18 protein-coding genes and 1 tRNA gene are annotated in these 20,144 nt (G+C 60.5%); 12 read left to right on the top strand and 7 right to left on the bottom strand.

The window, feature by feature from the left end; genetic code table 11:
• Positions 1 to 87 precede the first annotated feature (87 nt).
• From MRY17_RS17240 to MRY17_RS17215, 6 genes are all read left to right on the top strand, one after another.
• Positions 88 to 2,994, top strand: coding sequence for an RHS repeat-associated core domain-containing protein (locus tag MRY17_RS17240; RefSeq protein ID WP_243352566.1), 2,907 nt, complete (start codon positions 88 to 90; stop codon positions 2,992 to 2,994).
• Positions 2,995 to 3,125: 131 nt separating this feature from the next.
• Positions 3,126 to 4,067, top strand: a complete 942-nt coding sequence (locus MRY17_RS17235) for a rhodanese-related sulfurtransferase (protein WP_181284543.1) — start codon at positions 3,126 to 3,128, stop codon at positions 4,065 to 4,067.
• Positions 4,068 to 4,070: 3 nt separating this feature from the next.
• Complete coding sequence (locus MRY17_RS17230) at positions 4,071 to 4,709, top strand: DsbA family protein (protein ID WP_181284542.1); 639 nt, start codon at positions 4,071 to 4,073, stop codon at positions 4,707 to 4,709.
• Positions 4,699 to 6,501: an ABC transporter ATP-binding protein gene (locus tag MRY17_RS17225; protein ID WP_181284541.1), complete on the top strand. Its 1,803-nt coding sequence runs from the start codon at positions 4,699 to 4,701 to the stop codon at positions 6,499 to 6,501. The genes MRY17_RS17230 and MRY17_RS17225 overlap by 11 nt, the downstream gene beginning before the upstream one ends.
• A 71-nt stretch (positions 6,502 to 6,572) precedes the next feature.
• Positions 6,573 to 9,035, top strand: coding sequence for an EAL domain-containing protein (locus tag MRY17_RS17220; protein ID WP_181284539.1), 2,463 nt, complete (start codon positions 6,573 to 6,575; stop codon positions 9,033 to 9,035).
• A gap of 75 nt (positions 9,036 to 9,110) precedes the next feature.
• Positions 9,111 to 9,884, top strand: a complete 774-nt coding sequence (locus tag MRY17_RS17215; protein ID WP_431768392.1) for a TenA family transcriptional regulator — start codon at positions 9,111 to 9,113, stop codon at positions 9,882 to 9,884.
• Between the two features lie 20 nt (positions 9,885 to 9,904).
• On the opposite strand, the gene MRY17_RS17210 is transcribed toward MRY17_RS17215, so the two are convergent.
• Positions 9,905 to 10,831 carry a GGDEF domain-containing protein gene (locus MRY17_RS17210; protein ID WP_243352564.1) on the bottom strand — a complete coding sequence of 309 codons (927 nt, stop codon included), beginning with the start codon at positions 10,829 to 10,831 and terminating at the stop codon, positions 9,905 to 9,907.
• A 304-nt stretch (positions 10,832 to 11,135) separates the two neighbouring features.
• The gene (gene lldD, locus MRY17_RS17205; RefSeq protein ID WP_243352563.1) at positions 11,136 to 12,272 is read right to left on the bottom strand and encodes an FMN-dependent L-lactate dehydrogenase LldD; all 1,137 of its coding nucleotides are present in this window, start codon (positions 12,270 to 12,272) and stop codon (positions 11,136 to 11,138) included.
• Positions 12,273 to 12,373: 101 nt separating this feature from the next.
• Here lldD and MRY17_RS17200 point away from each other — a divergent pair, with 101 nt between their 5' ends.
• Positions 12,374 to 13,276 carry a LysR family transcriptional regulator gene (locus MRY17_RS17200; RefSeq protein WP_181284535.1) on the top strand — a complete coding sequence of 301 codons (903 nt, stop codon included), beginning with the start codon at positions 12,374 to 12,376 and terminating at the stop codon, positions 13,274 to 13,276.
• A 54-nt stretch (positions 13,277 to 13,330) separates the two neighbouring features.
• Positions 13,331 to 13,406, top strand: a tRNA-Asn gene (locus MRY17_RS17195).
• Positions 13,407 to 13,490: 84 nt separating this feature from the next.
• On the opposite strand, the gene MRY17_RS17190 is transcribed toward MRY17_RS17195, so the two are convergent.
• The 4 genes from MRY17_RS17190 to MRY17_RS17175 form a co-directional block, all read right to left on the bottom strand.
• A complete protein-coding gene (locus tag MRY17_RS17190; RefSeq protein WP_181284534.1) occupies positions 13,491 to 13,859 on the bottom strand; it encodes a BrnA antitoxin family protein in 369 nt (122 codons plus the stop codon).
• 3 nt (positions 13,860 to 13,862) lie between these two features.
• On the bottom strand, positions 13,863 to 14,144 hold the full coding sequence (locus tag MRY17_RS17185) for a BrnT family toxin (protein WP_181284533.1): 282 nt from the start codon (positions 14,142 to 14,144) through the stop codon (positions 13,863 to 13,865).
• A 426-nt stretch (positions 14,145 to 14,570) separates the two neighbouring features.
• Positions 14,571 to 15,341 carry a class I SAM-dependent methyltransferase gene (locus MRY17_RS17180; protein ID WP_181284532.1) on the bottom strand — a complete coding sequence of 257 codons (771 nt, stop codon included), beginning with the start codon at positions 15,339 to 15,341 and terminating at the stop codon, positions 14,571 to 14,573.
• 458 nt (positions 15,342 to 15,799) lie between these two features.
• Positions 15,800 to 16,240 carry a hotdog fold domain-containing protein gene (locus MRY17_RS17175; protein WP_243352562.1) on the bottom strand — a complete coding sequence of 147 codons (441 nt, stop codon included), beginning with the start codon at positions 16,238 to 16,240 and terminating at the stop codon, positions 15,800 to 15,802.
• A gap of 135 nt (positions 16,241 to 16,375) precedes the next feature.
• Here MRY17_RS17175 and MRY17_RS17170 point away from each other — a divergent pair, with 135 nt between their 5' ends.
• The 4 genes from MRY17_RS17170 (at position 16,376) to MRY17_RS17155 (ending at position 19,958) form a co-directional block, all read left to right on the top strand.
• Complete coding sequence (locus MRY17_RS17170; protein ID WP_243352561.1) at positions 16,376 to 17,020, top strand: TetR/AcrR family transcriptional regulator; 645 nt, start codon at positions 16,376 to 16,378, stop codon at positions 17,018 to 17,020.
• A 52-nt stretch (positions 17,021 to 17,072) separates the two neighbouring features.
• On the top strand, positions 17,073 to 18,284 hold the full coding sequence (locus MRY17_RS17165) for a YeeE/YedE family protein (RefSeq protein ID WP_243352560.1): 1,212 nt from the start codon (positions 17,073 to 17,075) through the stop codon (positions 18,282 to 18,284).
• Positions 18,285 to 18,415: 131 nt separating this feature from the next.
• A complete protein-coding gene (locus MRY17_RS17160; RefSeq protein ID WP_191952058.1) occupies positions 18,416 to 18,958 on the top strand; it encodes a cysteine hydrolase family protein in 543 nt (180 codons plus the stop codon).
• Positions 18,959 to 18,962: 4 nt separating this feature from the next.
• On the top strand, positions 18,963 to 19,958 hold the full coding sequence (locus MRY17_RS17155) for a GlxA family transcriptional regulator (RefSeq protein WP_243352559.1): 996 nt from the start codon (positions 18,963 to 18,965) through the stop codon (positions 19,956 to 19,958).
• On the opposite strand, the gene MRY17_RS17150 is transcribed toward MRY17_RS17155, so the two are convergent.
• Positions 19,930 to 20,100, bottom strand: coding sequence for a DUF2986 domain-containing protein (locus MRY17_RS17150; RefSeq protein ID WP_124424384.1), 171 nt, complete (start codon positions 20,098 to 20,100; stop codon positions 19,930 to 19,932). The genes MRY17_RS17155 and MRY17_RS17150 overlap by 29 nt on opposite strands.
• Between the last annotated feature and the right edge of the window lie 44 nt (positions 20,101 to 20,144).

Genomic DNA, 20,144 nt, shown 5'->3' with positions numbered 1-20,144 from the left:
CGCCGACGCCCATACGCCGATACCACCTTTATCCAGCACATCAAGCCCAGGCTTGGCTGACCTTTGTGCAATTGAGGTCATGTGATCATGTCTGCTTCATTTCATCGAAATACGCCTTCGCTTGCGGCATTCGACCCCCGTGGGTTGACCGTGCGCAGCGTCGCCTACCTGCGCGCTGCCCCCGAGGCTGCGCCAACGGCCCGCGTCAGGCGCCAGGTCTACGGGGCCAGCGGCCTGCTGCTGCAGCAGTGGGATTCGCGCCTGCATGCCCTTTACTTGAGCGAACCCTCCACCGAGGCCAACCATGTGTCGGTGTACAGCCTGTCCGGTACGCTGATCCGCCGCAACGATGTGGACGCCGGCATGCGGCTGATGCTGGTTGCGCCATCCGGGCAACTGTTGCATGCCTGGGATGGGCGGGGTGCCTACCAGCGCCACGACTACGACGCGTTGCGCCGTCCGGTGGCGGTGTTCGAACAAGCGGCCAACGAAGCGCGGTGCCGGTGTGTCGAACGCCTGGTCTATGCTCCGCCAACCCCCGAGCACCGCGCGCTCAACCGCAGCGGCCATCTGGTATGCCATGCCGACCCGGCGGGCACGCAGGTGTTTGACGAGTACGGCGTTACCGGGCAAGTGCTGCGGCAAACCCGGCGATTTCGCGAGGCATCCGGCGAAGTGGACTGGCCGCCTGCCCAGGCCGATCAGAACCAGCAGTTGGAAAGCGCGCGTCACACCACACGCTGGACGTTCGACGCCCTTGGCGGCACCTTGAAACAGGTCGACGCCAAGGGTAATGGCCGCCACTTTGCCTATGGGTTCGACGGACAGGCCAAACATATTCACCTCACCTTGAAAAGTGGCGTGCGCAAAACCGTCATAGAGCGCTACGACTACAATGCCGCCGGTCAGGTGGAGACGGCTCTGTTGGGCAATGGCGTGAAGAGCATGTCCACCTATCGGGCCGAGGATGGCCGTATGCGCCGGCTGATGGCGTACCGCAAAAATGAGCGGGCGGCGCCATTGCAGGATTTGAATTACGAATATGACCCGGTGGGAAATGTTTCAGCCCTGCGGGATCAGTCGCAACCGACGCAATGGAGCCACAACACGCAAGTGCAGGCTGCGTACCGCTATGACTACGACTCGCTGTACCAGCTGACCCAGGCAACGGGCCGGGAAAGTGCGGCAGCCGCCATCGGCCCGGCGCTGCCTGCGCGTATTTCGTTCGGTTCTCCCGACACCGGTGTGTGGCGCAACTACACCCGGCACTATGCCTATGACGAGGGCGGCAACCTGACCCGGCTGCGCCATGTGCCGTCCAGTGGCGTCGGCTACACCCGCGCCATGCAGGTGGCGGCAGGCAGTAACCGTGCGTTGTCGAGCGAGCTTGCGGCAACCGAGTGGGCGCCGGGCTTTGACGCCAATGGCAATCAGCAACAGCTGGGGCGCGGCCAACCAATGGTGTGGAACGTGCGCAATCAGTTGACCAGGGTCACCTCCATTCGGCGTGAGGGAGAAGCTGGCGATGAAGAAGCCTATGTGTATGCAGGCGACGGCCAGCGCGCGCTCAAACTCACTCATCAGCAGGTCGCCGGTAGCCGGCAAACGGCGCATGTGTATTATCTGCCAGGCCTGGAACTGCGCCATCGGCCGTTGCGTCGGTTGAATGTGGTGCGCCTTGAGGTGGCGTGTTGCACGGTTGAGGTCTGGCAATGGGAGCTGGGACTCGATGACGGGGCTGCCGATGAGACCCTGCGTTATTGCCTGAAGGATCAGCAATCGAGTCATGGGCTGGAGCTGGGCGAGCAGGCCGAGTTGTTGAGCCAGGAGAGCTATTTTCCGTACGGTGGAACAGCCTGGTGGGCCTCGCGCAACGCCGTGCAGGGTAGCTACAAAACCCGCCGATATTCGGGCAAGGAGCGTGACGCCAGCGGTTTGTATTACTACGGCTTTCGCTATTACGCGCCATGGTTGCAGCGCTGGATAAATCCAGACCCCGCAGGAGGCGGGACGCTGTTGAATCCTTATCTCATGGCGTCCAACAACCCGATCACGTTTATTGATTCAATGGGGTTGCAGCCAGCCGCCGTGGAAAATACTCAGATACAGGGCGGTGTCATCATCCTCCTGCTTCTGGTCTTGCTGGGCCTGGGAGCGGGGGCGCTGCTGGGCAATGCGCCGTTGGGCGCTTCCGTGGGCGCTCTGGTGGGCGGCGTACTGTTTGGTGCCAGCCGCCTCAGTGCCTATCAGGCCATGCAACCCCAGGCGGTGGCCAGGGCGGCGGAAGAAATCGAAGAACAGTTCGCCAGGAATATCTCGGAACTGGCGATCAATTTGGCGCAGCAGGCGCAATTGAGTCACGAAGAAACAGAGCGGCTGGTGAATTTCGCCTATGGTCGCCGTCCTGCTGAAGGCGGCATGTCCCTCTATGTTTATTCACGTCAGGGGTCCATCTATGGCTATGCGGGGCCGGTGGACCAGCCGGGAGAAGTTCAAAGAGTACTCGCTGGGCATCGTAACCCGATGCCCGAGCTCAAACGCATGGGCTATGGCGCGATCGTGCTGCGAAGCCCAGGGCGTGACCCGGCTGCCGCGAGCGGTCAACAGCCAGGGGCGAGCGAGTTCGAGGTAGGGGAGACGACACAGGTTATCGGCACCGGTCGCGCACGCGGTGGTCGGCAAGCACCGGCGCAGGTGCCGATGGCGCCGCCGGCGGCAGCGAGAGCCGCTTCCCCGCAGATGGACTTCGATACCGCGAGGCTTGTAGATACTCAACTGTCGGGCCGTGAGCGCCGCAGTATTGCCCTTACCCTCAGCCACCTGCGCGAAGGGCGTTTCGGCGCGGTTCATTGGCACGCTCACAGAGACCAACTGTGGTCCGCTGATTTGCACGGCTACGCCGCTGCGCGTGGACGCGGCGCCTATCGTTTGATGTTCAGCCATCTCGGCGGCCAGCGGTACCGAGTGGAGGGCGTACGCAACCCACACCGCTGAGGGCATATCAGCGGCTGCGTGTCGATGCGGTGGCGGCGTGGTTTTGCTAGAATGCGCGCCGCGTCGCCTGGTCGGCGTCATTTTGCATCCGGTTCACCCCTTACGAGGGTAGCCACCTGGAGAGATTACCCATGACTCAACCTATCGTCGTGGCGGCACTGTATAAGTTCGTCACCCTTGAAGACTACGTCGCCCTGCGCGAGCCATTGCTGCAGGCGATGGTCGACAACGGCATCAAAGGCACCCTGCTGATCGCCGAAGAAGGTATCAACGGCACCGTGTCCGGCAGCCGCGAAGGCATCGATGGCCTGATGGCGTGGCTCAAGAAAGACCCACGCATGGTCGACATCGATCACAAGGAGTCCTACTGCGACGACCAGCCGTTCTACCGTACCAAGGTCAAACTCAAGAAAGAGATCGTGACCCTGGGTGTGGAAGGCGTCGACCCGAACAAGAAGGTCGGCACCTACGTCGACCCCAAGGACTGGAACGCGCTGATCAGCGATCCCGAAGTGCTGCTGATCGACACCCGCAACGACTACGAAGTGTCGATCGGTACCTTTGAAGGCGCGATCGACCCGAAGACCACCAGTTTTCGCGAATTCCCCGACTACATCAAAGCCAACTTCGACCCGGCCAGGCACAAGAAAGTCGCCATGTTCTGCACCGGCGGCATTCGTTGCGAGAAAGCGTCGAGCTATATGCTCAGCGAAGGCTTCGACGAGGTCTATCATCTCAAGGGCGGTATTCTCAAATACCTTGAAGAGGTGCCGCAGGAAGAGACCAAGTGGCAGGGCGACTGCTTCGTGTTCGACAATCGCGTCACCGTGCGCCACGACTTGAGCGAAGGCGACTACGATCAATGCCATGCCTGCCGCACACCGGTCAGCGTAGAAGACCGCGCGTCCGAGCACTACGTGGCCGGCATCAGTTGTCCGCATTGCTGGGATAAGCTGCCGGAGAAAACCCGTCGCAGCGCCATCGACCGGCAAAAGCAGATCGAACTGGCCAAGGCCCGCAATATGCCGCATCCAATTGGTTTCAATTACAAGCAAACCCCTTCCGAGGCTTGAACCATGTCCGCGCGCCTGCTCTATGTAATGGACCCGATGTGTTCCTGGTGCTGGGGCTTTGCCCCGGTGGCGCAGGCGCTGGTTGAGCAGGCCCGAGCGGCCGGCGTGGAGTTGCATCTGGTGATGGGCGGCTTGCGCACCGGCAGCGGCGCTGCGCTGGAACCGACTACCCGGCGCTATATTCTCGAGCACTGGCAAGCGGTGACTGACGCTACCGGCCAGCCGTTCAAGCGCGAGGGCGCATTGCCCGATGGGTTTGTCTATGACACCGAGCCTGCGTGCCGTGCCGTCGTCACTGCGCGCAGCCTGGCGCCCGATTGCGCCTGGAAGCTGCTGGGGCTGATCCAGCAGGCGTTCTATGTAGAGGGACGCGACGTCACCAATGCCCACGTGCTGGTGGAACTGGCCGAACAGGCCGGTATTCCGCGTATCGAGTTTGCCGGCGAGTTCGACCGCGCCGAGCAGCACGCGGCCACGGCCGCGGATTTCACCTGGGTGCAGGATTTGGGCATCGCCGGTTTCCCGACCTTGCTTGCCGAGCGCAATGGCCAATTGGCGCTGCTCACCAATGGCTACCAGCCGCTGGACGAGTTGTCACCGTTGCTTGCCCGATGGCTGGAGCGAGCCACCTGTGCAGGATGAGACAAAAACCAGCGACCGCCTGACCTGGGCGGAAATTCGCCGTCTGGCCCTGCGTCACAGGAAATCCCTGTGGATCGCCAACAGCGTCGCCGTGCTGGCGACCTTGTGCAGCGTACCCATCCCGTTGCTGTTACCGCTGCTGGTTGACGAAGTGCTGCTGGGCCATGGCGATGCCGCGCTCAAGGTGATGAACCACGCATTGCCGCTGGGCTGGCAGAAAGCCGCCGGCTATATCGGCCTGATGCTGTTGGTGACCCTGGCCCTGCGCTGCGGCGCACTGGTGTTCAACGTGGTGCAGGCGCGCCTGTTTGCGCGGTTGGCCAAGGACATTGTCTACCGCATCCGTGTGCGCCTGATCGAGCGGCTCAAGCGGATCTCCCTTGGCGAATATGAAAGCCTGGGCAGCGGAACGGTGACAACCCATCTGGTCACCGATCTGGATACCCTGGACAAATTCGTCGGCGAAACCCTCAGCCGCTTTCTGGTGGCGATGCTGACCCTGGTCGGCACCTCGGCGATCCTGGTATGGATGCACTGGCAACTGGCGCTGCTGATCCTGCTGTTCAACCCCTTGGTGATCTACGCCACGGTGCAGTTGGGCAAGCGCGTCAAGCACCTGAAGAAACTGGAAAACGACAGCACTTCGCGGTTCACCCAGGCGCTGACCGAAACCCTGGATGCCATCCAGGAAGTGCGCGCCGGCAACCGTCAGGGCTTTTTCCTCGGGCGTCTGGGCCAGCGTGCCCGGGAAGTGCGCGACTACGCCATTCACTCGCAGTGGAAAACCGACGCGTCCAGCCGTGCCAGTGGCTTGCTGTTCCAGTTCGGTATCGACATTTTCCGCGCGGCGGCCATGTTGACCGTGCTGTTTTCCGACCTGTCCATCGGGCAGATGCTCGCGGTGTTCAGTTACCTGTGGTTCATGATCGGCCCGGTGGAGCAGCTGCTGAACCTGCAATACGCCTATTACGCGGCAGGCGGCGCGCTGACGCGCATCAACGAACTGCTGGCCCGCGCCGACGAGCCGCAATACGCGGGTGGCGCCGACCCGTTCAGCGGGCGTGCGACTGTCGGCATTGAAGTGCGAGGGCTGGATTTCGGTTACGGCGATGACCTGGTGCTCGACCAATTGAACCTGGCCATCGCGCCGGGGGAGAAGGTCGCGATTGTCGGCGCCAGCGGCGGCGGCAAAAGTACCCTGGTGCAACTGTTGCTGGGTCTCTACACAGCGCAGGCCGGCAGCATTCGTTTTGGCAGCGCGACCCAGCAGGAGATCGGCCTGGCGACCATTCGCGAAAACGTCGCGGTGGTGCTGCAGCACCCGGCGCTGTTCAACGATACCGTGCGCGCCAACCTGACGATGGGCCGCGAGCGTACCGACCAGGCGTGCTGGCAGGCGCTGGAAATCGCCCAGTTGGATGCTACCGTCAAAGCATTGCCGTTGGGCCTGGACAGCGTGGTGGGACGTTCCGGCGTGCGCTTTTCCGGTGGACAACGCCAGCGTCTGGCCATCGCCCGCATGGTGCTGGCCGAGCCCAAGGTGGTAATTCTGGATGAAGCCACCTCGGCACTGGATGCGGCCACCGAATACAACCTGCACCAGGCGCTGGCGCGGTTTCTCAGTGGGCGTACTACACTGATCATCGCCCACCGGCTCTCGGCAGTGAAACAGGCCGACCGTGTATTGGTGTTCGATGGCGGGCGTATCGCCGAGGATGGCGACCATCAGCAATTGATCGCCGATGGCGGGCTGTACGCAAAACTGTATGGACACTTGCAACAAGTGCGGTGATTTAGCTTAGGCTGTGCGATCAGGAGCGGATTTTCGCGTGCGTATTGAGCTGTGCATGTGCAAGGGACTTCATGAAGCAAAAGCGGACTCTCGGAACGCCACGGCTGCTGGGCATCGTCTGGCCCTTTATCGCTGTTGTGCTGTTCCAGGCATTGTTAGGCTGCGTCAGTCTCTACGTGCTCTCGGCGGTGCGTGGCTATGTGGCCGGCGAAAGCCTGTGGTCCAAGGGCCAGAAGGATGCCATTTACTACCTGACCCTCTACGCCGATGACCGCGACGCGGCGACCTACCTCAAATATCAGCAGGCCATTGCGGTGCCTCAGGGCGGGCATGAGTTGCGCATCGCCCTGGACAGCCCCGCTCCTGATATTCCGGCGGCGCGCCTGGGTATCATCAAGGGTGGCAACCACCCGGACGACGTCTCCAGCCTGATCTGGCTGTACCTCAACTTTCGTCATTTCAGCTACCTGGAAAAAGCCATCGAGCTCTGGACGGTGGGCGATGGTTATCTGTTGCAGCTGGACGACCTTGCCCGCCAAATGCATGACGCCATTGCCGCCAATCGGGTCGATGCCAATGAGGTGCGGCTGTGGAAGGCGCGTATCACCGCCATCAACGAAGGGGTGACACCGGCGGCCAAGGCGTTCAGCGATGCGTTGGGCGAAGGTTCGCGGATGATCCTGCGCCTGCTGTTGATCACCAACCTGGCCACGGCCCTGGGCCTGATCGTCCTGGCGCTGCTGCGCACGCACAAGTTGCTGGCCCAGCGCCATGCGTTTGCCGATGCCTTGCAAGCCGAGAAGGAGCGGGCGCAAATCACCCTGGAGTCGATTGGCGACGGTGTCATCACCACCGACGTAGACGGTGCGATTGCCTACATGAACCCCGCCGCCGAAGCGCTGACCCACTGGAAGTCGGCCCAGGCCCAGGGCCTGCCGCTGGCGGCGCTGTTCAAGTTGCTGGATGAAAACGCCGAGCCGGACGGCTTCACCCTGATCGACCACATCATCAAGGGCGAGCTCAGTGGCGGCAGTGACCATTCCAAGTTGATCCAGCGCCTGGACGGCAGCACCGTCTCCGTCACCCTGGTGGGGGCGCCGATTCGCAGCGCCGGCAGGGTCAGTGGTGCGGTGCTGGTGCTGCATGACATGACCCGGGAACGTCAGTACATCGCCAATCTTTCGTGGCAGGCGACCCACGACGCCCTGACCGGCCTGGCCAACCGCCGTGAATTCGAATGCCGCCTGGAGCATGTGCTGCAGCAGGTGGCGCGCCAGCAGAACGGCCGGCATGCCTTGATGTTTCTCGACCTGGACCAGTTCAAGCTGGTCAATGACACCTGCGGCCATGCCGCAGGCGACGAGTTGCTGCGACATATTTGCGCGCTGCTGCAATCGGACTTGCGCGAAGGCGATACCCTGGCGCGGCTGGGCGGCGATGAATTTGGCATCCTGCTGGAGAACTGCCCGGCGCCCGTGGCCGAGAAGATCGCCGAGTGCCTGCGCCACACCGTGCAGAGCCTGCACTTTGTGTGGAAAGGCCGGCCTTTCATGACCACCGTCAGCATCGGCCTGGTGCATATCTCGCAAGCGCCCACCACCCTGGAGACGTCGCTGCGCGCCGCCGATATGGCGTGCTACATGGCCAAGGAGAAGGGGCGCAACCGGGTGCAGGTGTATCACGCCGATGACTCGGAACTGTCCATGCGCTTCGGCGAAATGGCATGGGTGCAACGCCTGCACATGGCGCTTGAGGAAGACCGCTTTTGCCTTTACTCCCAGGAAATTTCGCCGCTGGGCCTTACCGAAGCGGGCACTGGGCATATTGAAATTCTCTTGCGCCTGCACGACGAAGCAGGACGAATCATCCTGCCCGACAGTTTCATTCCGGCGGCCGAGCGTTACGGCTTGATGACGTCCCTGGATCGCTGGGTGGTGGAGAACGTGTTCAAGATCATTGCCCGTTGCATGCATGAGCGTGCGGGCCGACCCATGGCCCTGTGTGCGATTAATCTGTCAGGCATAACAATTGGCGACGATGATTTTCTCGGGTTTTTGCGTGAAAAATTCGACACTTACAGCATTCCCCCGGAAATGATTTGTTTTGAAATAACTGAGACCAGCGCTATCGCCAATTTAGGCAGTGCGATTCGTTTTATTAATGAACTCAAAGCGTTAGGTTGCCACTTTTCCCTTGATGATTTTTGCGCCGGAATGTCCTCATTCGCCTATCTCAAACATTTACCTGTAGACTTCCTGAAGATCGATGGAAGTTTCGTAAAGGATATGCTGGACGACCCGATTAACCGCGCCATGGTCGAAGTGATCAATCACATCGGCCATGTCATGGGTAAACGCACAATTGCCGAATTTGTTGAAACGTCGCAAATCGAACAGGCGTTACTTGAGATAGGTGTGGACTACGCTCAAGGCTATCTGATCGAACGTCCGCAATTGTTTACCCCCGAGCGCCTGCAATGCCGACCCGTGCGGCCGCAGCCCCTGTTACTCAAGGCGCCCGGCACATTCCGCTGAAACTTGCTGGTCTGTACATCACACTTAAAAAGGAGCCCCACAGTGATCGACACATTCAACAGAACCGGCCCGCTTATGGAAGCCTCGAGTTACCCCGCCTGGGCCCAGCAATTGATCCAGGACTGTAGCGAGAGCAAGCGTCGGGTTGTCGAACACGAACTGTACCAACGCATGCGCGATAACACGCTCAGCGCCAGGACCATGCGCCACTACCTGATCGGCGGCTGGCCTGTGGTGGAGCAGTTTGCCTTGTACATGGCACAGAACCTCACCAAGACCAAGTTTGCCCGCCATCCCGGGGAGGACATGGCGCGACGCTGGCTGATGCGCAACATTCGTGTGGAACTGAACCACGCCGATTACTGGGTGAATTGGGCGCGTGCCCATGGCGTCAGTCTCGAAGAGCTGCAGGCACAGGACGTACCGCCGGAGTTGCACGCACTGAGTCACTGGTGCTGGCACACCAGTTCGGCTGACTCATTGATCGTTGCGATTGCCGCCACCAACTACGCCATCGAAGGCGCTACGGGGGAGTGGTCCGCCGTGGTCTGTTCCACCGGCGTATATGCCGCCGCCTTCCCCGAGGAAGAACGCAAGCGCGCGATGAAGTGGCTGAAGATGCACGCCCAGTATGACGACGCGCACCCTTGGGAAGCCCTGGAAATCATCTGCACCCTCGCCGGCACAAACCCGAGCAGGCGTCTGCAGGTGGAGTTGCGCCAGGCCGTGTGCAAGAGCTACGACTACATGTATCTGTTCCTGGAAAGCTGCATGCGCCTGGAACAAGAAAAAGAAAAGGCACCCGCGCTTGTGCGTGAGCGCCAGGCCCGCGTCGCCAGCGAGGCGTGATGCACAGGTGATGGCGGGGTTTACCCCGCCATTGCCAGGCGATTGCGGCCCTCGCGCTTGGCCACGTACAGGGCATTGTCGGCCCGTCGCAGCAGGCTTTCAGCCGATTCGGCCGCCAGCAGCGTCGAGCAGCCCAGGCTCACCGTCAATTCGATTCGCGTCCCTTCTACCCAGTAGTCCTGGGCTTGCGTCGCCTGGCGCAGGCGCTCGCCGACCATCTGCGCCGCATCGCGGCTGGTGTTGGAAAGCAGGATCAGAAACTCTTCCCCACCAAACCGAAACACCATGTCCACGTTGCGCAACTGGCCTTTGATCGCCGCAGCCACGGCACGCAATACGCTGTCGCCGGCGGCATGGCCATGGGTGTCATTGATGCGCTTGAAGTGGTCGATGTCCAACATCAAAAGCGATAATGGATGCATGTGCCGGCGCGCTATGTCGATTTCCCGTTGCAGCGTCTGGTCCATGGCGATGCGGTTGCCGGTTTCGGTCAACGGGTCGCGCAGGGCGCTGCGGGTGGCGGCGCGGTAGAGCAGGGCATTGCGCATCGGGTAGAGCAGGGCGGCCAGCAGGGATTCGAGTTGGCCCAGTTCCTCTTCCATAAAGCGCTGGTTGCGGCGAAACACCAACTCGCCGAGGTGCTCGCCGTCATGGCTCAAGGTATAGCTCACCGAATGATGGCCGCGGTGGCCGAACTCCAGGCGCAAGTCGCTGATCGCGTGGCTGTATTGCAAGGCGTCCAGCGGCACCAGGCGCTGGATTTCGCGAAAGAACAGACCAAGGATGCGTTCCGGCTCAAGGCTGGTTTGCAATTGCTGGTTCAGTTGTTGGCGAAGCTGGCCGAGGGTGGCGGGGCGAGGTGAGCGGATGGACGGCTGACCAAATCCCAGTCGTTGCAATTTGGCACTGTCAAAGTCAATTGCGTTGGTCTGGGTAGGTGTTTTCATCGGTGGCGGCCTCTAAGCACATGACTGTCTTACAGGCGGATGAGAGTGGCAAGTGCCAGGCGTCTTACTGTTCCTTCAGTTCCGTAAAACATTGGAAACAGTTTAAACCGCTTTATGCCGAGTTATAAGCTCGGGGCGCTGCCACACGTCTTGTCATCGCGTGACCTGCTTGAAGAGGGTTAGAGCGAGATTCGTGCCAAATCGTTTTATTTAATAAATAGCTATATGAATCAAACGACTGCCTTGGCGCTAAAAACAGTCGACCGCGTGTGGCGTCATTTATCTGGCTGAGTCCGATGAAGAATTACGGGGTTACCAGCGTAGAGCCGTCGATTTGTTCGATCGACGTGACGCCGGTCAGCGTCATCGCCACGCGCATTTCCCTGGCGAAGATATCCAGCAGGTTTTCCACCCCGTTCTGCCCGTCGGCGGCCAAGGCGTACACGCTGGCGCGCCCGAGCAGGCAGGCCTTGGCACCCAGGGCGAGCATGCGTACCACGTCGAGCCCGGAACGAATGCCGGAATCCACCAGCACGGTGAGGTCATCGCCCACAGCCTCGGCAATCGGCGGCAATGCCTTGACGGTGGACAGCACGCCATCCAACTGGCGACCGCCATGATTGGAGACCACGATACCGTCGGCACCGAAGCTCACGGCATCCTTGGCATCCTGTGGGTCAAGGATGCCCTTGATGATCATCGGGCCCTTCCAGAAGTCGCGAATCCACTCCAGGTCTTTCCAACTGATCGAGGGATCGAAGTTATTGGCCAGCCAGCCGATGTAGTCCTCCAGATGCGTGGGTTTGCCCAGGTACGTGGAAATATTGCCCAGATCATGGGGACGGCCCATCAACCCCACATCGAACGCCCATTGCGGCTTGGTCACCGCTTGCAGCATCCGCCGTTGCGCCGCATAGGGGCCGGACATGCCGGAGTGGGCATCACGATAACGGGCGCCCGGGGTCGGCATATCGACGGTAAACACCAGTGTCGTCACACCCGCCGCCTGCGCCCGCTCCAGGGCGTTGCGCATGAAGCCGCGGTCCTTGAGCACATACAGCTGGAACCAGATCGACTGCGGGCTTTGCGATGCGACTTCTTCAATCGAACACACCGACACCGTCGACAGGCAAAAGGGCACGTCTTTGTTCGCCGCCGCCTTGGCCGCTTGCACTTCACCGCGCCGTGCATACATGCCGGTGAGGCCGACCGGGCTGAGGATGACCGGCATGGCCTGCTCCTGGCCGAACAACGAGGTTTTCAGACTCAGGTTATCGACATTGCGCAAAATACGCTGGCGCAGGCTGATCTCGGCCAGATCCGAGCTGTTGGCCCGCAGCGTGTGCTCGGCGTAGGCGCCGCCGTCGATGTAATCGAAGAGAAAGCGCGGCAACTTGCGCTTGGCGGCAGCACGGTAATCGGATGCGGACGAAATAATCATGTGCACGGGGCTCCATTCGGCGAAGCGCTCCACGATAAGCAAAATTCTGGCATGATAAAAACAACTTTTATCGCTGTAATCCAGTCGAAAAGGGAATACTGATGAATCTGCGAACACTGCACGCGTTTGTCGAAGTGGTGCGCCAGGGCAGTTTTTCCCAGGCGGCTGAAGTCGTGTCCCTGACCCAGTCCACGGTCAGCAAGGCGGTCAAGACGCTGGAGGAGGAGCTGGGCACTCCATTGCTTAATCGTCTCGGCCACAGGAACGAACTTACTGCCGCTGGCGAAGTTGCCTACCGCCGCGCCCTGGTGCTGCTTGCCGAACACCGTGACCTGGTGGGCGAGATAAACGACCTGCGCGGCCTCAAGCGCGGCGTGCTGCGCATCGGCCTGCCGCCGGTGGGTTGCGGCCTGCTGTTTGCGGCCATGTTCGCCACCTACCGCACGCGTTACCCCGACATCGACATCGAACTCACCGAGTACGGCAGCAAAAAGCTGCGCGAATGCCTCGAAGCAGGGGAGGTCGACCTCGCGGCACTCCTGCTACCGGTGGACGAGGGCTTCGACTACCAGCCGGTGCGCAACGAACCGCTGATCGCCGTGCTGCCCGTCAACCACCCGCTGGCGCGCCGCGAACACATCGACTTCACTGACCTCGCGGACTCACCGTTCATCCTGTTCGAAGCCGGTTTCGCCCTCAACGCGAAAATTCTCGCCGCCTGCGAACGCAAGGGCGTTGTGCCAAAAGTGACGGCACGCAGCGGGCAAATCGACTTCATCGTCGACCTGGTCGCTGCCGGCCTGGGCGTGGCCTTCCTGCCCCGGATGCTGGCGCACAAACACCAGCACGCCGGCATCGCCTTGATCCTGCTGGACGAACCCCACACCGATTGGCACATCGCCCTGGCCTGGCGCGCCAGCGCCCACTTGCCACCGGCAGCCCGGGCATGGCTGGAACTGGCCAGGGAGCAGGCGGTTTCGGCCGGTCAGCCTGTCCAGTCGTGACAACTGTCAGAGGAGGCTTGACTTCTTCTTTTTAATCAGTAACATACGGCGCATTCCGCGATAGCTCAGTTGGTAGAGCAAATGACTGTTAATCATTGGGTCCCTGGTTCGAGTCCAGGTCGTGGAGCCAGATAGAGAAAAGCCTGCAGCGATGCGGGCTTTTTTTTGCGTGGGATTTGACGAGTCAACCCGCCTTAAAGCAGGGCGACGTTGGCTATGGGACAGATTTGCCTTTTGACTTGGTTGGTTTTGGGCTAGCAAGCATTCGATTTAATTCACCCGCAAGCGCTATAAGCTGTTGCTCCAGTGCTTCGACCTCTGAGACGCTGATGCCATTGCTGATGACTTGCAGGGTTTTGGCTTGTTTGTTCGAAACAGGCGCGAGGTCATGTGCGTCCGGGGAAACCAATGCCTGTCGCAGCAAGTTGTTGATGACAGTCTGATAGCCGGTGCCGGCATTTTCCGCACGCGCACGCGCGGCTTCGATCACCGCATCGTCCAGCATAATCGTGATGCGGGTCTTTCCTCTATTGCTGGCGATGGCGCCGCGCTTGGCGCTGCTGAAGTTGTATTCGTCTTTCATGGTTCAAACCTCCAGGTACTGGCGCCTTTCATTTTTGGATGCAAGCCGTGCACTGATAATGCGTACGAAATTGGGGGCGCGATAGGTGTAGGCCACCACCAATACGCGCCCCTTTGCATCTGTGCCCATAATCACCCAGCGTTCTTCTGCATGATCGCGGTCTTGCATGGTTAGGGCTGCCTCGTCATAAAACACCGGCTCTGCATCAGCAAGGCTTATGCCTCTATGCTTGCGCTGATTGGAGAGGCTTTTTGCATTGTCGAATTGAACCATGAATGTTTTCATTATGCATATTTTATATGTATAAAAAGCTGGATCGGTCGTCAAGGAAGGGCGCAGCCCGGACGGGCCCTGTTTGGAGACGCTATTTCCCACTCGATCAGTTGAAGTTCGATCTTGCAGAAATTGTCCAGATATTTCCGTGCGCCGCAGACGAGCCTTACGTAGCCAAATTCAGTTCTGATTGTCGGAAGGCACGAATAGATTCACCCGCAGGCTCAGGCAGAAAATTTGTGAGGGCGGTTGGGAAGAGGAGGGTGACGTTCTGCCTTGGGGGCGTTGGCAAATGATTGTTAATCATTGGGTCCCTGATTCGAGTCCAGGCCGTGAGCCAGATAGAGAAAAGCCTGCAGCGATGCAGGCTTTTTTTTGCGTGGGATTTGACTCGCTGTTATAGCTATACCGGCGCGCAGCTCTGCTGCACCAGCACAATCAATCCAAACAGCGGCATAAATAGGCTTGGGTTTGATAGGGAAACTCAATAGTTTCACGCCCGCGCAGGAGTGGGTGAGTTTCGATCAGGTTCTGCAACTGCTCGGTCACTTTCGCCTTTTCGTCAGGAGGTAGAGCAGCGATGAAGCTCACCGACAGGATCCGGTCAATGATCACTTCCTTGGCACTACCTGAATGCGTGTATCGAAAACAGGTCAGTTCGGGGGTGGAAAATTGGTGCCCCGTGAATGCTAACCGCCACAACCCGGTATGAAAGCGTGGGGTATCCCCTTCGTAAGGAGTAATGATGTCGGTGATGGCAGCCACCCAGTCCACCGACTCATCGCGTACGTTCCATATCAGTCCCAGTCGACCGTCCGGTTCGAGCACTCGATGAATCTCGGCAAGAGCCTTTTCGTTTGCAAACCAATGGAAGGCTTGGGCGCACACCAATGCTTGCGCTGTTTCAGATTCCAGCGGGATACATTCGGCGGTCCCGTCTAGAATCCTGATGTCTGGTAGGCTCTTGGCAAACTCGGCTCGCATAGCCTCAACAGGTTCGACTGCAACAACATCGATCTGCATGGATTTCAACAATCGAGTGAATTTTCCAGTGCCAGCCCCTAAATCGATAACCGTCGACCCGGGAAGGATGCCGAGTACTTCTCTAAGCCATGTATGTAGTTCGATTGGGTAGCCCGGGCGGCCCTTGGCGTAGGTACCGGCTTGCGATGAGAAGCCAATCTGAGCAATCTTTTGAATACCTGCCATGAGTAGCGAACCTCAGTGTGAATGTTGTCGAGTTTATAGCGGTTTGTGCGTAGCCAAGACTTCATGCATCGCTTGGAGCCGCCTGCTGTAACCGTTTTGAGGATCGACCATCAGCCGGCCCCAGCGTTACGTTCTCGCCCTCGCTTACCCCTGCCATCAGTCTCGACGATTGCCTCTTCGAGCGCTCCCAATCGCCATGAACACACAGCCTGGTATCCAGAAGCCAGGATTGCCGGTGCCCAAGCCTACTGCGACTAGCGCCACGCCTACTGCGAACATGATGCGTTCTCCCTAACCGAAATATCCACTGACGACTGAGCTGAATCAGCATAGCCCTTTATGACCAGATACCCGCTGGGTTTCTCTATGACGCAGCGTTGCGGGGGGGGCGGTGCCGCCACCTTGCTGCAAACCGGGACGGCGGTCTGCCGATGGGCCTGCGGCGGTGGGGCACTGAGTTAAGCCAGTTTCACATTCATGGTGATGTGGGCGGTGAAGACCTTGATGCCGCCTTCATCGAACACCTCCACGGGTACAATCTTGTCCCCGGTGGTTTGCCAGTCGATGGCACTGCCATCGGCGATCGCGCGAATGTCTGTTTTTGCCTTGGCCAGATATTCCACGGTCATGCCTTTGGGAATCCAGCGTGCGCCAGGGGGAATGGACGCGTCGGTCATCATCCCGCCGGCCAGTTCTGCTGCGTTGCACAGCGCAATCGCGTGCACCGAAGCCAGATGGTTGGTGATTTCCTTGCGAAACGGCACGTTGACCACCGCGTGGTTGGGGCGCAACTCAGCGATCTCGGGCGTGATCGTGCTGAAGTACGGTGCCATTTGGCAGGCCAGGTTGCTGAACGCGGCAGGGCCTACGCTGTTGAACATGCTGAGTGCTTGGCTCATTGGGTGTCCTCATGGTTGGGATGCAGAATAATATTCTGTAACGGAACAATATTCCGTTAGTTTGCTGAGTGTCAAGCCAGCCTTTCTCTGCCGCCCGCAGAACCTATAGACTCTTTTCATTTGGCGTCCCTGTGCATGCATTCCATCGACCTTATCGAGCGCACCTTCCCGGGCAGGCGCAGCGACCTCAAGCGCACCATCCTGCGTGAGGCGCTGGCGTGCTTTAACGAGGCGGGCATCGAAGCGACCAATATCGAAACCATCCGCGCCCGGTGCGAGACCAGCGTGGGTGCCATCTACCACCACTTCGGCAATAAAGAGGGGTTGGTCGCGGCGCTGTTCTTCGCCGCGCTCGAGGACCAGGCCAGTCTGCGTGACCGCTATCTGCAAGCGGCGGATACCGCCCAGGCGGGGGTGACCGGGCTGGTGTACAGCTACGTCGAGTGGGTGACTGAACAGCCGGACTGGGCGCGGTTTGTGTTCCAGAGTGGCTTCGCCGTGTCCAATGGCCCATTCAAAGACGAGCTGGTTTCACGCAATAAACACCGCAACCAACAGTTGAAAGACTGGATGAGCGGTGCAGGGCGCAAGGAACATTTCAGCCATTTGCCCGCCGAACTGATTCCCTCGTTGATCATCGGCGCGGCAGAAAGCTACGCGCGCGCGTGGCTGTCGGCGAAGGTCAGGAAGAGTCCCTGGGAGTATCGTGAACTGCTGGCTGAGGCTGCGTGGAACTCGATCAACCCGGGCGACAGTCAGGCGGGCAATGTCAGCGCCTGACCGCAATCGCACCGGGTTTATACTGATTAACTTCAAACACGTTGAGATCCCCATGAGCACTTCTCTTTCCCTGACGCCGGCACGCAAGCCGGCCGCGCCCCTGCTGGCCTTTATCATCCTGATGGCAGGCGCCCTGTTCCTGCAGAATGCGGTGGGCATGCGCCAGGTATTGTTGCTGATCGTCGGCGCCGCCTTGGGCCTGACGCTGTACCACGCCGCCTTCGGGTTTACCTCGGCCTGGCGTGTGTTTATCAAGGATCGGCGCGGTGCCGGGTTGCGTGCGCAGATGGTGATGCTGGCGGTGGCGGTGGTGCTGTTCTTCCCGGCGCTGGGCGCGGGAACCTTGTTCGGCCAGCCGGTGGTCGGGCTGGTGGCGCCGGCCGGGGTGTCGGTGGTCTTCGGCGCGTTTATCTTCGGCATCGGCATGCAGTTGGGCGGCGGTTGCGCCTCGGGCACCTTATTCACCGTCGGCGGCGGTAATGCGCGCATGCTGGTGACCCTGTTGTTCTTTATCTGCGGTTCGTTGATTGCCACCCATCACGTCGACTGGTGGTTTGCCTTGCCATCGTTGCCGCCGATTTCAATCGTCAAAAGTTTTGGCGTACTGCCGGCGTTGCTTCTGAGTCTGGCGGTATTCGCATTCATTGCGTGGATGACTGTGCGTCTGGAGAAGGGCCGTCATGGCCAGCTTGAAGCAGGCGCGACCAGCGAACATCAGGGGCTGCGCCGCTTCCTGCGTGGGCCTTGGCCGTTGGTGTGGGGGGCAATTGGCCTGGCGCTGCTCAACTATGCCACGCTGGCCCTGGCCGGGCGGCCGTGGGGCATTACTTCAGCGTTCGCCCTGTGGGGCGCCAAGGTGGCAAGTGGGCTGGGTGTAGACGTAGGCAGTTGGGCGTTCTGGCAGATGCCGACCAACGCCAAGGCCCTGGCCGCACCCGTTTGGGAGGACATCACCAGCGTCATGGACATCGGCATCGTGCTTGGCGCGCTGTTGGCCGCGGGCCTTGCCGGGCGTTTTGCACCGAGCTTGAAAATTCCGGCGCGCTCGTTGATTGCGGCGGTCATCGGTGGCCTGTTGCTCGGCTATGGCTCTCGCCTGGCGTATGGCTGCAACATCGGCGCCTATTTCAGCGGCATCGCTTCGGGTAGCCTGCATGGCTGGCTGTGGCTGGTGGCTGCGTTTATCGGCAACAGCGTGGGCGTGCGGCTGCGACCGTTCTTCTTCGCGGACGAACGGCGTCAGGTGGCCTTGAGCGGCTGCTGAGCGAGCGATTGCAGGTTTCCTGGTATGTCCGAATCCGTCCTGAATCGGTCCGTCTCGCACCTGTTGCTGTCTTGCGGGGGGCTTTAGCATAGTTTGCAGATGCCCCCTATATCGGCCTTGAAGGACCCACCATGAGCCGCAGAGCCCTGATCGTAATCGACGCCCAACATTCATTCCTGCACGCACCTTACTGGTCCGAAAACGACCTGCCCAATTACCTGGAAAACCAGCAGGCCCTTATCGATGGCTGCGTTCAACAAGGTATCCCGGTGGTGCAGGTGTTTCATGTGGAAGACCAGGGCCACTTTTCGCTGGCATCGGGTAACGTCAGGGTATTGAGCGAGCTTGCGATCGATCCGCAGTTGGTCATCCATAAGCACTACCACAGCGCCTTCGCCGGTACGCCGCTGGCTGCGCGCCTCATCGAGATGGGCGTTACCAGTTTGATCATCAGCGGCATCCGTACCGAACAGTGCTGCGAGACCACCACGCGCCAGGCCTCGGACAGCGGTTTTGACGTCGACTTCGTCAGTGAGGCCACGCTGACCTTCCCGATGACCCACGCCCGCAGCGGCCGGGTGTACACGCCTGCCGAGATTCGCGAGCGTACCGAGTTGGTGCTGGAAGGTCGGTTTGCGCGCATCGTCACCGTCGCCCAAGCCTTGGCGGGGTGACTCAATGAGCGTGCCGGTGCTGTTCGTGCTATTGCCCAATGTGCTGATGCTGGATCTGGCCGGGCCTGCCGAAGTGCTGCGTCTGGCCGCGCAGGTGGATGATCCGGCGGCGGTGGATTTCGCGCTGCAGTACGTCAGTCCGGTGCGGTCCCTGCACACCTCTATCGGCCTGTCGTTAACCGGCCTGGCGCCTTTGCCGGCCTGCTTGGCGCCCGGCACCCTGGTGGTGCTGGTGGGTTCCAGCATGAAGGTAGACAAAGCGGGGCAACGCGCCTTCGAATCCGCCAGTGCCAGCCTGGTGCAGTGGCTGCAAACGGTGTTCGCGCCCTCCGGCGAGCGTTTGATATGCGTGTGCGCCGGCGCGCTGACGGCCGCTCGCGCGGGGCTGCTTGACGGGCGCCGGTGCACCACGCACCACGCGCTGTGTGCCACGCTCCAGGCCCTTGCGCCCAAGGCGCGAGTGCTGGAAAACCGCCTGTACGTCACCGATGGCCCGGTCAGTTGCAGCGCCGGCATCACAGCCGGTATCGATATGATGCTGCACCTGGTCGCCGAGCGCGCCGGGCCCAGGCTGGCATGCGCCGTCGCGCGGGATATGGTGGTGTACCTGCGCCGCAGCGGCACTGACCCGCAGTTATCGCCGTGGATCACCGGACGCAATCACCTGCACCCGGCCGTCCATCGCGTACAGGACGCCATTGCCGCCGCGCCTTGTGAAGCCTGGACCGTCACCCGCATGGCGAACCTGGCCTGCACCGGCAGCCGCCACCTGGCGCGCCTGTTCCACGAACATGTCGGCATCAGCCCGCTGGATTACCTGCACCGTCTGCGCCTGACCGTGGCCCGCGAGCTGCTGGCGGCGTCGAGCCTGGACATCGAAACCGTTGCCGAGCGCGCAGGCTTTGGCTCGGCGCGCCATCTGCGGCGTATCTGGGGCAAATATGAAGCGGGCACGCCGTCGGCGATGCGCCTTATTGAGCAGGCGTCTCGGCAGGCGTGATTGGGGCTTGAGCAGCCTCGGCGTCCAGCTTCAAACGGTCCGCCTTGCTGATGTATTTTTCTTTGCTTTTCGGCGCCAGTTTGGCGTTGGCCTTTTTGGCTTTCGCCTTGAAAAGCTGCTGGAGTTTTTTCTGGCGGTTCATGTGCGTTGGCCTGGCAGGTAAAGGCGCAAATGATACCAGCTAAA

The organism is Pseudomonas orientalis (genome assembly GCF_022807995.1).
In the GTDB taxonomy this organism is placed as follows: Bacteria; Pseudomonadota; Gammaproteobacteria; order Pseudomonadales; family Pseudomonadaceae; genus Aquipseudomonas; species Aquipseudomonas orientalis_B.
Note: the sequence above shows the minus strand (reverse complement) of the source record. Positions and strands in the feature narration are given on the sequence as shown.